Here is a 12,306-nt window from a genome sequence, read left to right on the forward strand (position 1 = left end):
CCCCGGATGCGGACACCGGCCACTTCGGGAGCAGGATGGTGGCAGCATTGATCGGGTACCGGCGGTACCGCCGGTCGCGGTGGTGAAGCGAGGCGATAGATGGAACGCAAGAGCAGGTTCACCCAGTGGCTGCGCCGGCCGAGAAGCGCGACGGGCGGCGATACCGGCTCGGGGGCGGGCGCCGCGGGCGCCCGCGAGGACCTGCTCCTGGCCGCGGCCGCCGCCGGATTCCCGCTCGCGCCCGCCGCGTACCCCTCCGGCTACGGCTGTTCCTGCGACCGCATCGGCTGTCCGACCCCCGCCCGGCACCCCGTCTCCTTCGCCTGGGCGACGCAGGCGTCGACCGACCCGGAGCAGGTCACCCGGTGGCTGCGCGCCGACCCGCAGGCGAACTTCATCACCGCCACCGGCCTCGTCCACGACGTGCTCGACGTCCCCGTCGAGGCGGGGCGGCAGGCCCTGGAGCGGCTGGGGGCCTCGGAGGTGGAGGTGGGGCCCGTCGCGACGAGCGGCGCGGATCTGCGGCAGGGCCGGATGCTGTTCTTCACGGCCACGCGTGGCACGCCGGAGGACGAGGACGAGTGGTGGCCGTGTGAGCTGGACTGCCACCCCGAGACGATGGACGAGCACCCGGGGCTGCGGTGGCACTGCCGCGGTAGCTATGTGCTCGTACCGCCCGCCCGGCTGCCGGGGGACGGGCACGTGGCGTGGCTCCTCGGGCCGGAGCGGCCGCTGCCGGATCCGCTGACGCTGCTGGAGGCGCTGACCGACGCGTGCCGCCTGGCCGTGGAGGAGGAGTACGAGGGCGCGGCGTGGCCGATAGGGCGGTAGCGGGTCGCGCTACTCGCCCGCGGCCCCCGTGACGCCTTCCAGGCGGTTGAGGAAGACCACCTTCGGGTCCGCCGCGTCCTTCGCGGGCACGCGGACGGCCGACTCGGCGACCCGGGTCAGCGTCACCGCCCTCTTCGCCTCGCCCGTCATCAGCGCCTTGACCTGGGGATCCGGGTTGGGCCGGAAACCCTTCGCCATGGTCTGCTTCTGGCGGTGGTGCGAGGTGAAGAAGACCACCGCGCCGCCGTCCTTCGTCCGCAGCCCCACCGGGGCCTCGGAGCCGCCGCCGGCCGCCGGGGTGTCGATGTACTGCGTCCAGAACTTCGGCGTCTTCTTGAACTTCGCCCGCGACTCCCGCATCCCCGACGTCGCGGAACCGTCCGCGAACGTGTCGCCCTTCCCCGTCATCAGGTAGTCGGTGTACGCGCCGCTCAGCTTGTCCGGCCGCACCGCCAGCCGGGGCGTGGCGCCCGCGGCCTTGACCGGCTTGGCCCAGCCGTCCTTGTCGGTCGCGAACGCCGGTACCTCGTCCTGGCTGAGGATCGACAGGTACGCGGCCTTCCACGGCTGATCGGCGCCCTCCCGGGTGAAGACCACCAGCCACCGGTTGGCGTCCCGGTTGCTGTCGGTGTCCGCCACGAAGAACTTCGGCCACCCGATCTGCCGGGGGATGTGGAAGCTCGCGTCGGACAGCTTCAGCGGCGGGTAGTTCGGGTTGCCCTGCGGGGAGTTGGCGTGCTGGGCCTTCAGGTCGGCGGTGCTGATCTCCTTCAGCGGGCCGGTCTCCACCTCGCTCACCACCGACGGATCCAGCTCCTGGTACGCCTTGTTGTAGGTGGCGGTGAAGTCCTTGAGCGTTTCGGCGGCCTCAGCCTTGTCCACGGACGGTATGTTCTCCCGCTCGCCGTGCACCGTCATGCACCCCGTCAGCGTCATGCCCAGCGCCAGTACCGCCGCTGCGGTCGGAAGGACGGACGGCCGGCGGGGTGACCTGCGTGTCATGGGGCTGCGGCTCCTTCGGGGCTGCGTTGGACGGCGCCACCCTACCCGGGGCGAAGAAGAAGGTCAGCGTGGGGACCAGATACAGCAGCCACACTGTGACCTGGAGCCATGTCGGGTCCGGCTGAAAGTTGAAGACGCCCTTGAGCAGGGTGCCGTACCAGGTGTCCGGCGCGATCGTGGAGCTGATGTCGAACGCCTGGGAGTGCAGCCCCGGAAGCCAGTTCGCCTCCTGGAGGTCGTGGAAGCCGTACGCGAGGACGCCCGCCGCCACCACGACCAGCATGCCGCCCGTCCAGGTGAAGAACTTCGCCAGGTTGATCCGCAGCGCGCCGCGGTAGAACAGCCAGCCCAGCACCACCGCGGTGAGCAGGCCCAGGGCCGCCCCGATCAGCGGGTCCGCCGAGCCGTCGTTGCCCACCCGCACCGCGGCCCAGATGAACAGCGCGGTCTCCAGGCCCTCCCGGCCCACCGCCAGGAACGCCGTGGCCACCAGCGCGCCGGTGCCCATGGCGAGCGCCGCGTCCAGCCTGCCGTGCAGCTCGCGCTTCAGATGGCGGGCGGTGCGCCGCATCCAGAACACCATCCAGGTCACCAGGCCGACCGCGACGATGGACAGCGAGCCGCCCAGCGCCTCCTGGGCCTCGAACGTCAGCTCCTGCGAGCCGAACTCCAGGGCCGCGCCGAAGGACAGGGCCAGCGCGATCGCCGCGCCGATGCCCAGCCACACCGGCCGCAGCGCGTCCCGGCGACCGGTCTTGACCAGGTAGGCGACCAGGATGCACACGATCAGGCTCGCTTCGAGCCCTTCGCGCAGCCCGATCAGATAATTGCCGAACACGGGGTTCGCCTTCCTCTCGTTCTCTGTCCGGTCAGGTGAAAAGCGCCCTGCCCCACCAGTCGTCCGCGTTCCGGACGCCCGGCGGGATGGCGAACAGCGCCGAACCCACGTGCTGGATGTACTCGTTGAGCGCGTCGGAGCGCGCCAGGCGCCGCTGCAGCGGTACGAAGCCCTCGCGTACGTCGTGCTGGTACGCGAGGAAGAACAGCCCCGCGTCCAGCCGCCCCAGACCGTCCGTACCGTCGGTGAAGGAGTAGCCGCGGCGCAGGATGCGGATGCCGCCGTTGGAGTCCGGGTGGGCGAGGCGGACGTGCGCGTCGGGCAGCATCGCCTTCAGGTTGGGCGCATCGCGCTCGTGCTGCTTGCCGTACGGCGCGCCCTCGCCCTTGTCCCGCCCGAACACGTCCTCCTGCTCCTTGAGCGAGGTGCGGTCCCAGGTCTCGATGTGCATGCGGATGCGCCGCGCCACCAGGTACGAGCCGCCCGCCATCCAGGCCGGGCCCGCCTTCTCGCTCACCCACACGTGCTTGTCCAGGGCGGCGGTGTCGGTGCCGGGGATGTTCCGGGTGCCGTCCTTGAAGCCCATCATGTTGCGCGGCGTCTGGGCGTCCGGGGTGGTCGAGGACGTCTTGCCGAAGCCCAGCTGCGACCAGCGGACGGCGACCTTGCCCATGCCGATGCGGGCCAGGTTGCGGATCGCGTGCACGGCCACCTGCGGGTCGTCGGCGCACGCCTGGACGCACAGATCGCCGTCGCTGCGGGCGGCCTCGAGGTCGTCGCCGGGGAAGGCGGGCAGGTCGATCAGCGCCTCGGGGCGGCGCCCCGCGATCCCGAACCGGTCCCTGCCCTTCTTGTCCTTGAAGAGGGTGGGGCCGACGCCGAAGGTGAGGGTGAGCCGGGACGGCTTGAGGCCCAGCGCCTCGCCGGTGTCGTCCGGCGGCGCCTCGACCAGGTCGCTGACCGCGCCGCCGCCGACCGCGTGCCCCTGGGTCATCCGGGCCGCCGCCTTCGTCCACTCCTTGAGCAGGTCGATCAGCTCGGCGCGGTCGTCGGTGGTGACGTCGAAGGCCGCGAAGTGCAGCCGGTCCTGGACGGCGGTGGCGATGCCCGCCTGGTGGGCCCCGTGGAAGGGGACGGCGCCGCCGCTGCCGGCCGCCTGCCGGGGGCCGTCGTCGGTGCCCAGCGCGGCGGCGGTGCCCCCGGCGGCCGCGGCGCCGAGCGCGAGCCCGGCACCGCCCCAGCCGAGGAGGGTGCGGCGGGAGTGGGAGGTCGTGGCCTCGTCGGTCATGACCTTCTCCTACTTCGAGACGACGGCGGCGGCGAGCTTGGACAGCGGCTCGGCCAGGGCGTTGACCCCGTCCGACAGCTCCTTGCGCTTGCTCTCCGAGACGGTGTCGTACGAGACGAAGCCGTCGCCCTCGCGGTACTCGTCCAGCAGCTTCCGCACCGCGGCGAACTGCTTGTCCAGCTCCCTGGCCAGCGCCGGGTCGTTTTTCGCGGCCACCGGCCTCAGCAGCTTGTACGAGGTCTCGGCGCCCTCGACGTTGCCCTCGAAGTCCACCAGGTCGGTGTGGCTGTAGCGCTCCTCCTCGCCGGTGACCTTGCCGGTCTGCACCTCGTCCAGCAGCTCCTTGGCGCCGTTGGCCATGCCGGTGGGGGTGATCTCGGCGGTGCCGACCCGCTTCCGCCAGTCCTTGAGGTCCTTGATCAGCTGGTCGGCGAGGTCATGGTCGGCCTTGGTGATCTTCTTCGTCTGCCACAGCGACTTCTCCAGCCGGTGCCAGCCGGTCCACTTCTGGCCCTTCTCCAGCCCGTCCTCGCGCACATCGACCTTCGGGTCGATGTCGCCGAACGACTCCGCGACCGGCTCGGTGCGCTCCCAGCCGACGCGGGAGGGCGCGTACGCCTTCTTGGCGGCCTCCAGATCGTCCTTCTTGATCGCGTCGGCGAACGCCTGGGCCTTCGGCAGCGTCTCGTCGGCCTGCCGCCGTGTGTACGCCCGGTAGGCGGCCACCGCCTTGTCCAGCCGCGGATCCCGCTTCGCCGCCGCGCCCTTACCCGTGGCGGACACCTTCTGCCGGATGCCGTGGCCCTTCATCCCGGGCTTGCAGGCGATCTCGTACGAGCCGGTCTTCACCTCGGCGTTGATCACGGCGTTGGTGCCGGGCCCGATGTTCTCCCGCTCGGTGACGATCCGGTCGCCGGGGGCGTAGACGTAGACCTCGGTGACCTTGGAGCCCTTGTTCTCCACCGCGAGCTTCACATGCCCGGCCGGGAACGACGTCCGGGAGACCTCGCACGCGCTGTCCGAGGCCGTGACCTGGACGGCGTCCGACCCCTTCGCGTCGGACTTCTCGGCGCAGCCGGCGACGGCGGTGAGTGTCGTCAACGCCGATATGGCGGCGACGACGGGGGTGCGAGCGGCTCGCATGCGGGCTCCAGACACGACTCAGGGGACGAATAAGGCCGACCTAACTTAACTGAGCCTTACCTGTGTGTCGCCTGAGTAATTCCAAAGATCCGTTTGCGCATGGCAAAGTTTCGGCCAAGTGGCCTGATCGTGGTATGGAGACGTTTCGCGACCTTCAGGCGCTGAGCGGGAAGCGGCGGCCCAGGTCGCAGAGGATCGCGCTGTTGAGCCCGTAGGCGCGCTTGCACTCGTCGACCACGCGCTGCTTCTCCAGGTCGTCCACCGGCAGCGCGTCCAACAGGGCGCGGTAGTCGCGCTTGAAGGCGGCCGGATTGTCGATCGACTCGAAGACGTAGAACCGCACCCCGTCGCCCTTGCGGTCGAAGCCCCACGTCTTCTCGGCCATCCCGCGGACGATCTGGCCGCCGGACAGATCGCCGAGATAGCGGGTGTAGTGGTGGGCGACCAGCCCGGCGGGCCAGTCGCGCACGCACGCCTCCACGCGGGCCGCGTACCGCTCCGTGGCGGGCAGCGGCTCCAGGCCGGAGCGCCAGCGAGGGCCGCCGAGGTGGGTCAGATCGCGCTCCAGCTCCCGGGTGCGGGCCAGGTCGAGCGTGACGAACGGACCCGCGACCGGGTCCTCGGCGAGGCGGCCGGGGACCGTCTCCAGGGCCCGGTAGACGAACCAGAGCTGCTCCGTATACCGCCGGTAGGCGTCCACGCCCAGCCGCCCGCCGAGCAGATCGCCCATGAAGGCCGACCCGGCGACCTCGGTGTGCTGCTCGTGCGAGGCGGCGCGGAGGAGTGCGGAGAAGGGCGTGGGCGCGGCGTCCAAAACGGCCTCCGTGGTGGGTGAGGGCGACCTGACCCCACCCTTTCCCGACGCCCTGTCGGCAAAACCCCTCCCGGCTCAGGGGAGCGTCAGGATCTCCGCCCCGGTGTCCGTCACCACCAGTGTGTGCTCGAACTGCGCCGTCCGCTTGCGGTCCTTGGTGACGACCGTCCAGCCGTCCTCCCACATGTCGTACTCGTACGTCCCGAGCGTCAGCATCGGCTCGATCGTGAACGTCATGCCCGGCTTGATCTCGGTCGTGTGGTGCGGGCTGTCGTAGTGCGGCACGATCAGGCCGGAGTGGAACGAGGTGTTGACGCCGTGGCCGGTGAAGTCGCGGACCACGCCGTAGCCGAAGCGCTTGGCATACGACTCGATGACCCGGCCGATGATGTTGATCCGCCGGCCCGGCTTGACCGCCTTGATCGCGCGGTTGAGCGACTCCCGCGTCCGCTCCACCAGCAGCCGCGACTCCTCGTCCACGTCGCCGCACAGGTAGGTGGCATTGTTGTCGCCGTGCACGCCGTGGATGAAGGCGGTGACGTCGAGGTTCACGATGTCGCCGTCGCGCAGGACGGTGGTGTCCGGGATGCCGTGGCAGATGACCTCGTTGACCGAGGAGCACAGCGACTTCGGGAAGCCGCGGTAGCCGAGGGTGGACGGGTACGCGCCGTGGTCGCACATGTACTCGTGCGCGACCCGGTCCAGCTCGTCCGTCGTCACCCCCGGCTCGATCAGCTTCGCGGCCTCCTCCATCGCCCGCGCGGCGATCCGCCCCGCGATCCGCATCCGCTCGATCGTTTCGGCATCCTGCACCTCGGGCCCCTCGTACGGCGCGGGACCCTCCTTCCCGACGTACTCGGGCCGCGGGATCGAGGCGGGGACGGGGCGGGCGGGGGAGAGCTTCCCCGGAACAAGGAGTGACTGGCCAGACATATCAGCGAGTGTATCGGCGCCGGATCGGGCACCATGGCCGCGAGGAAGAGGAGGCCGGAATGGCGCTGTTCAGGAAGGGGCCCGTCGGAAAGCCGGGCGAGTGGTACTACTGCGTCAAGCATCACAAGGTCGAAGAGGGCCCCGAATGCCGCGCGGCGGACCGCCTGGGCCCGTACGCCACCCCGGCGGAGGCGGGACGCGCGCTGGAGACCGCGCAGGAGCGGAACGCCCAGTGGCAGAACGACCCCCGCTGGCAGGACGACGCCCCGGGCGGCGGCTCCTAGGCCCTGTCCGGCCCGCCGGCCGCTCGAAGGCTCTCAGTCGGCCGCGGCCTCGCGGACGGCCTTCGCGTGGGCGTCCGTACGCGCCTCGTACGCCATCAGCCGGGGGAGGGCCAGGGCCAGCAGGGCCACCGAGGCCACGCAGGCCAGGCCGCCCGACCACACCGCGGTCCGTACGCCCATGACACCGGCCGCGGTCCCGGCGCGGACCTGGCCCAGCTGGGGGCCGGTGGCGTACGAGAGCAGTTCGATGCCCGCCAGGCGGCCGCGGATCTTGTCGGGGATCGTCTGGTTCCAGATCGTGGAGCGGAACAGTCCGCTCACCGTGTCGCCGCCGCCCGCCACCGTCAGGCACAGCAGCACCAGCCAGATGTTCGACAGCCACCCGGCGGCGGCCATCGCCCCGCCCCAGACCGCCGCGCCCAGGACCACCATCCGGCCGTGGTGGTGAACGCGGGACGTCCAGCCGCTGGTCGCGCTGACCGCTACCGAGCCGGTCGAACCCGCCGCGTACATCAGGCCGAGCGCCCAGGGGGCGTCCAGGGTGTCGGCGAGGAAGGGGAAGATCGCGTTGGGGAAGGCGAAGAACATCGCGGCCATGTCCACCGCGTACGTCCCCAGCAGCTCCTTGCGCCGCCACGCGTACCGCGCGCCCTCCGCGATCGCCCGCAGTGACGGCGGTTCGGCGTCATGGGCGGGCGGGGCCGGGGTGAGGCCGACCGCGAGGAGGAGGGAGGCGACGAAGGTCAGCAGGTCGAGGCCGTAGGCGAGCGGCAGACCCGCGTACGCGACGACCACACCGGCGAGCGAGGGGCCCGCGATGGCCGACAGCTGCCAGCGCATCGCGTTCAGCGCGGCCGCCGCGGTGAGCTGGTCGTGCGGGACGATACGGGCCACGACCGCGTCGAGGGCCGGGCGCTGCAGCCCCATCAGCGCGCTGCTCAGCGCGGCGACGACGTACAGCGGCCACAGCATGGGGTGCGGCAGAAGGCTGTTGGCCAGCAGCAGGACGGAGAGCAGCCCGAGCGCGGCCTCGGTGGCGAGGATCAGCTTCCGGCGGTCGACGGCGTCGGCGAGCGCCCCGCCGTACAGCCCGAAGACGATCAACGGGACCAGCTCCACGGCCCCGATCGCGCCGACGGCCACCGTGGAGCCGGTCAGCTCCTTGATCTGGAGCGGCAGCGCCACCACGGTCAGGAAGCTGCCGAAGGCGGTCACCAGGCCCGCCGTCCACATGAGGCGGAAGTCGCGGGAGGAGCGCCAGGGCGCGAGGTCCGGCAGCAGCGCGCGGGAACGTCTCCTCCGGCCCGGTGGTTCCGGCGCGGAATGGCCGTCTTCGTCGGTCAAGGTCACGAGTGCACATGGTCCGGACGCGCCGCCCCGCGCGGCAACCGAATTACGGTCCGCCTGCGGGGCGTTGCCCTGGAGCGCACTCCAACTGCCAGCCCACTAGATGCCCGACGCGTACGTCGAAGCGGGCAGCCTGAAGGCGGCGTATCTGCGCACCGCGCTCGATGCCAGCCTCTCCCGGCTCGGAGTCGAGCAGGTGGACCTCTATCAGCCGCACGGCCCGGACGACGAGCACCCGGTCGAGGAGATCGTCGATTTCCTCGCCGGGATCGTCGCCGCGGGCAAGGCTCGCCACGCCGGCGTGAGCGACTTCGGCGGTGGCAGGTCGCCAAGCTGGCGCGGGTGCTGGCGCAGTGGGGCGACCCACCGCTGATCTCCCGGCAGGTCCAGTACAGCCTGCTGGCCCGCGCGGTCGAGTGGGAGATCCTTCCGGCCGGTGTGGACGCCGGCCTGGGCACGCTGCTGTACGGCCCGCTGGGGCAGGGGCGGCTCACCGGCAAGTACCGGCGCGACCAGCAGCCCCGCCCGGCACGCGGGTCGCCAGCTTCCTCGGACGTTGGGGTTCGTGGTGTCGGGAGTCGGCCTGCCCGGATGCGGGACGGCCCGCGTTCTCCCAGGTGGTCAGCCAGTCGCGCAGGACGGCGACGGATGCGAGCCGGAGTGGGTTCTACGATGGGCCCGTGACCGAGACACTGCCCCCCGTGGGCATTGACCTCTTCGAGGTTGAACGGCTTCTGCTGGCCGAAGCCACGGAGCCGCCGCTGCCGCCCCGGGATGCTGAGGCCCGGGACCGGGTGTGGGACATGGCGGTGCGGGCCAACCCCGCCCTCTTCGACGGGCCTGTGGTGGCGTGCGGGGGTCTGGAGTGGACAGACCTGCATGTCCTGCGTCTGTCATGGGTGCGTGTGACGTACCGGCACTACGCATTGCGTCGCGTTCCCGGCGCCACCGCACTGCCCTCGTTGTTCGTGAACGTCGTCCAGCCGACCGATGACGGCCGTGTACTGGCAGCGAGGATGTCCCCTTCTACGGCCGCCCCGGGCCGCTGGCAGCTGCCAGGGGGGTCTGTGGAGCCTCCTCCGGACGGGGCGGTGCTTGACACGTCAGCACTGGCCGGCCAGGCCGCGCGAGAGCTCACCGAGGAGTTGGGGATCGGCGCGGCTTTCGAGGACCTGCAGCCATGGGTCGTCACCCGCGGCGAGAACGGCAGTATCGGCCTGACCTACCTGGCACCGGCCCTTCCCGAGGCAACGCTACGCGCAGGCTTCACCGCTGCTGCGGCAGCCGAGCGCGCCCAGGGTCGCGAACCTGAACTCGACGACATCGCCCTGGTGCGCTCATCGGACGAACTGGCCGGTCTCTCCGGTCCGCACGCGGACTACCTGGAGCCGATCGTCCGCCGCTTCTCCGGGCGCCGCTGACGTCAGATGCCTGCGAGGAAGTCGCGCGCCCGTTCGTCGAGCTCGGCCACGCACCGCAGGCCACGGGCCCGGAAGCGGGAGAGGTCGCCGCGCATGCGGGAGACCGCCTTCCGCGTGCGGACGGAGCGGACACCGCCCATGTGGTCGATGGCCCGGTGCCAGGTGGCGCACGCCTGCTCGATGCTGCCGCGCTTGAGGTGCGCCTCCGCGCCCGCGACAAGGTCCAGGGCGACGATGCGCGCGTAGCCGCGGCCGGATGGCTCCCCGCTAACTGGCCGCGGACGGGGAATCAGAGCTGGCTGCCAACAGGGCTGCCTGGCGGCGGTAGTGGCTGTGGCGGGCGCGGGCTTGGTGACGTCGTCGCCAGGTGGACCAGCGTATTCGGTGGGCGGTGTCGCGGGCGGGCCGGGTGATGAGGGCGGTGAACAGGCGCTGGATCTCGTTGCAGGTGAGCGGAATCAGTCCGTCAGGGCTGGTCCCGTCGCCGGCCGGGGCTTGGTCGCGGCGTTCGAGGGCGGTGGTGACGGCGAGGAAGGCGTGCGCGATCAGGGCCAGGGTGACCCAGCGGTGCCAGGAGCCCCACTGGCGTACTTGGTGCTCGTCCAGTCCCGTCAGTGTCTTTGAGCTCTGGAATGTCTCCTCTACTGTCCATCGGCTTCCCGCGACCTTGACCAGTGTGGACAGCGGGACCGGGCAGGGCGAGTAGCAGCGGTAGTAGGCCAGTTCGCCGGTGGTGCGGGAGCGGCGGATCATCAGGTGCTGATGGCCGGCCGTATCACCTGCGGTGATGGCGATCAGTGCCCAGTCGTAGTAGCGATGTCCCTTCGCGCCGTGTCCGGCCGAGAGCTTCTGCCAGGCCCGGCGCGGGATGCGCTCGGCGAGATGGTCGGCCCGTTGGGGTCCGGCGGGGGTGGTGACGTGGTGGGTGCGGGAGACCGCGAGCACGTCTTCCAGCGCCGCGCGAAGTTTCGGGTTGTTGCCGTAGACGTCATCGCCGGCCGCCCACGCGGCCCGGGCTCCGGCGTCCAGAGCGCGTTCGATCATCTGCCAGGCCAGTTGCGGCTTGGTCGCGAAGCCCACATCTTGCGGGACGGCGGCCAGCTCGCAGCGTTCCTGGTCACCAGTCCAGGACTTGGGGTGGCAGGTAGAGGGCGCGGTCGATGCCGGCGTGGCCGTGCCGGGAAGTGTAGGTGAGGTAGACGGCGACCTGGGCATTCTCGATCCTGCCGGCGGTGCCGGTGTACTGGCGCTGCACTCCCATCGTGTGGGTGCCCTTCTTCAGGTCACCGGTTTCGTCGACCACGAGTACGGCCTGGTCGTCGGCCAGGTTGTCCAGCACGAACTCGCGCAGGTCGTCGCGTACCAGGTCGGCGTCCCATTTCGCCCGCCCGAGCAGGTGCTGCAGCCCGTCCGGCGTGGCGTCCCCAGTGTGCTCGGCGATCGTCCAACAGTTCTTGCGCGGCAGGTCTGCCAGCAGCCCCAGCATCAACTGTCGCGTCCGACGCCTGGGTTCCACCCGCGCGAAGCGGCCCGCGATCCGGCTCATCAGGTTTTCAAACATCGCCTGCCAGCGGGCAGGCACTACGCTGTGACCTGCGGCCACCGCAGGATCTTCTGTCTTCACACACCGATGATCAGCGGTGGCCGCACCTGTCTCCGCACCGACCCCCATCAGCAAGATCACGATCTACGGCTGGAGTACTAGCAACCACGGGTGAACCACTCACCACGGGGGTGGGGGCGGGGACGTCAGCTGGTCGGCCAGGCGGGCCAGGCGGTCGCGGATGCGGCGGCGGCCGGGGCGGGGCGGGAGGGTGTTCTCCCCGGCGGCCGCGCTGACCAGGTGCTGGACCGTATCGAGGTCGAGGTCGGCGCCCTCGGGGGCGGACAGCGCGTCGTGGGCCAGGGCGTGGAGTTCGGCGTCGCCGCCGTCGAGGGCGAGGACGGTGGCGCCGCCCCGGCGGGCGTCGTTGACGCGCTCCAGCAGCCCGGCGCCCGGGTCGCCGGGGGTGACGACGAGCAGGGTCTCGCCGCGCCCGGCGGCCTCCAGGCGGCCCAGGCCGACCGACAGATGGGCCGGGACCGCGCGGCCCGCCGGGACCCGGTGGCGGACGAGCGTCGGGGACAGCTCCGGGAGACCGGACCAGGCGGCCTCGTCGTCGAGGTGCGCGGCCAGGTGCCAGGGTTCGTACTCCTCGCTGCCCACGAGCAGTAATCCACCCTCGCGCGAGCCGATCGAGGCCCGCAGGGAGCCCGCGAAGCGGCGGGTGGACTGCAACCACTCGGTCCCGGCGAGCACTTCGCGCAGCAGCGCGACCCGTACGGCGTCCATGGCACCGGATCCTGCCGTGGGTGGGGCGAGGGGGCCGGAGGAACGGGGGACGGTCACCCCTTCGAGGGCACGG

14 protein-coding genes and 1 pseudogene are annotated in these 12,306 nt (G+C 71.3%); 5 read left to right on the forward strand and 10 right to left on the reverse strand.

Annotated elements, in window-relative coordinates; genetic code table 11:
* Nucleotides 1-99 precede the first annotated feature (99 nt).
* Nucleotides 100-831, forward strand: a complete 732-nt coding sequence (locus ABZ562_RS05090) for a bifunctional DNA primase/polymerase (RefSeq protein ID WP_361474207.1) — start codon at nt 100-102, stop codon at nt 829-831.
* Between the two features lie 9 nt (nt 832-840).
* Here ABZ562_RS05090 and ABZ562_RS05095 read toward each other — a convergent pair whose 3' ends face one another.
* From ABZ562_RS05095 to map, 6 genes are all read right to left on the reverse strand, one after another.
* Nucleotides 841-1,749: a hypothetical protein gene (locus ABZ562_RS05095; RefSeq protein WP_361474529.1), complete on the reverse strand. Its 909-nt coding sequence runs from the start codon at nt 1,747-1,749 to the stop codon at nt 841-843.
* Nucleotides 1,700-2,671, reverse strand: a complete 972-nt coding sequence (gene efeU / locus ABZ562_RS05100) for an iron uptake transporter permease EfeU (protein WP_361474210.1) — start codon at nt 2,669-2,671, stop codon at nt 1,700-1,702. Before efeU ends, ABZ562_RS05095 begins: the two co-directional genes overlap by 50 nt.
* A gap of 31 nt (nt 2,672-2,702) precedes the next feature.
* Nucleotides 2,703-3,959, reverse strand: a complete 1,257-nt coding sequence (efeB, locus tag ABZ562_RS05105) for an iron uptake transporter deferrochelatase/peroxidase subunit (RefSeq protein ID WP_361474213.1) — start codon at nt 3,957-3,959, stop codon at nt 2,703-2,705.
* A 9-nt stretch (nt 3,960-3,968) separates the two neighbouring features.
* The gene (gene efeO, locus ABZ562_RS05110) at nt 3,969-5,102 is read right to left on the reverse strand and encodes an iron uptake system protein EfeO (RefSeq protein ID WP_361474216.1); all 1,134 of its coding nucleotides are present in this window, start codon (nt 5,100-5,102) and stop codon (nt 3,969-3,971) included.
* A 154-nt stretch (nt 5,103-5,256) separates the two neighbouring features.
* Nucleotides 5,257-5,916 carry a biliverdin-producing heme oxygenase gene (locus ABZ562_RS05115; RefSeq protein ID WP_361474218.1) on the reverse strand — a complete coding sequence of 220 codons (660 nt, stop codon included), beginning with the start codon at nt 5,914-5,916 and terminating at the stop codon, nt 5,257-5,259.
* Nucleotides 5,917-5,991: 75 nt separating this feature from the next.
* The gene (gene map, locus ABZ562_RS05120) at nt 5,992-6,849 is read right to left on the reverse strand and encodes a type I methionyl aminopeptidase (protein WP_361474221.1); all 858 of its coding nucleotides are present in this window, start codon (nt 6,847-6,849) and stop codon (nt 5,992-5,994) included.
* A gap of 59 nt (nt 6,850-6,908) precedes the next feature.
* Between map and ABZ562_RS05125 the strand changes: the two genes are divergently transcribed.
* A complete protein-coding gene (locus ABZ562_RS05125; protein ID WP_361474224.1) occupies nt 6,909-7,133 on the forward strand; it encodes a hypothetical protein in 225 nt (74 codons plus the stop codon).
* A 33-nt stretch (nt 7,134-7,166) separates the two neighbouring features.
* On the opposite strand, the gene ABZ562_RS05130 is transcribed toward ABZ562_RS05125, so the two are convergent.
* Nucleotides 7,167-8,477 carry an MFS transporter gene (locus ABZ562_RS05130; RefSeq protein ID WP_361474227.1) on the reverse strand — a complete coding sequence of 437 codons (1,311 nt, stop codon included), beginning with the start codon at nt 8,475-8,477 and terminating at the stop codon, nt 7,167-7,169.
* A gap of 106 nt (nt 8,478-8,583) precedes the next feature.
* Between ABZ562_RS05130 and ABZ562_RS05135 the strand changes: the two genes are divergently transcribed.
* From ABZ562_RS05135 to ABZ562_RS05145, 3 genes are read left to right on the forward strand one after another with little or no spacing between them, the layout of a single operon-like run.
* Nucleotides 8,584-8,853, forward strand: coding sequence for an aldo/keto reductase (locus tag ABZ562_RS05135; protein WP_361474230.1), 270 nt, complete (start codon nt 8,584-8,586; stop codon nt 8,851-8,853).
* The gene (locus ABZ562_RS05140) at nt 8,823-9,164 is read left to right on the forward strand and encodes an aldo/keto reductase (protein ID WP_361474233.1); all 342 of its coding nucleotides are present in this window, start codon (nt 8,823-8,825) and stop codon (nt 9,162-9,164) included. The genes ABZ562_RS05135 and ABZ562_RS05140 overlap by 31 nt, the downstream gene beginning before the upstream one ends.
* Complete coding sequence (locus ABZ562_RS05145; protein ID WP_361474236.1) at nt 9,161-9,901, forward strand: NUDIX domain-containing protein; 741 nt, start codon at nt 9,161-9,163, stop codon at nt 9,899-9,901. The genes ABZ562_RS05140 and ABZ562_RS05145 overlap by 4 nt, the downstream gene beginning before the upstream one ends.
* A gap of 2 nt (nt 9,902-9,903) precedes the next feature.
* On the opposite strand, the gene ABZ562_RS05150 is transcribed toward ABZ562_RS05145, so the two are convergent.
* The 3 genes and pseudogenes from ABZ562_RS05150 to ABZ562_RS05160 form a co-directional block, all read right to left on the reverse strand.
* A complete protein-coding gene (locus tag ABZ562_RS05150; protein ID WP_361474239.1) occupies nt 9,904-10,041 on the reverse strand; it encodes a hypothetical protein in 138 nt (45 codons plus the stop codon).
* Nucleotides 10,042-10,168: 127 nt separating this feature from the next.
* Nucleotides 10,169-11,447, reverse strand: a pseudogene (locus ABZ562_RS05155) (IS701 family transposase).
* A gap of 177 nt (nt 11,448-11,624) precedes the next feature.
* A complete protein-coding gene (locus ABZ562_RS05160) occupies nt 11,625-12,233 on the reverse strand; it encodes a hypothetical protein (RefSeq protein WP_361474242.1) in 609 nt (202 codons plus the stop codon).
* Between the last annotated feature and the right edge of the window lie 73 nt (nt 12,234-12,306).

It is taken from the genome of Streptomyces sp. NPDC019937, from assembly GCF_040631655.1.
GTDB lineage: Bacteria > Actinomycetota > Actinomycetes > Streptomycetales > Streptomycetaceae > Streptomyces.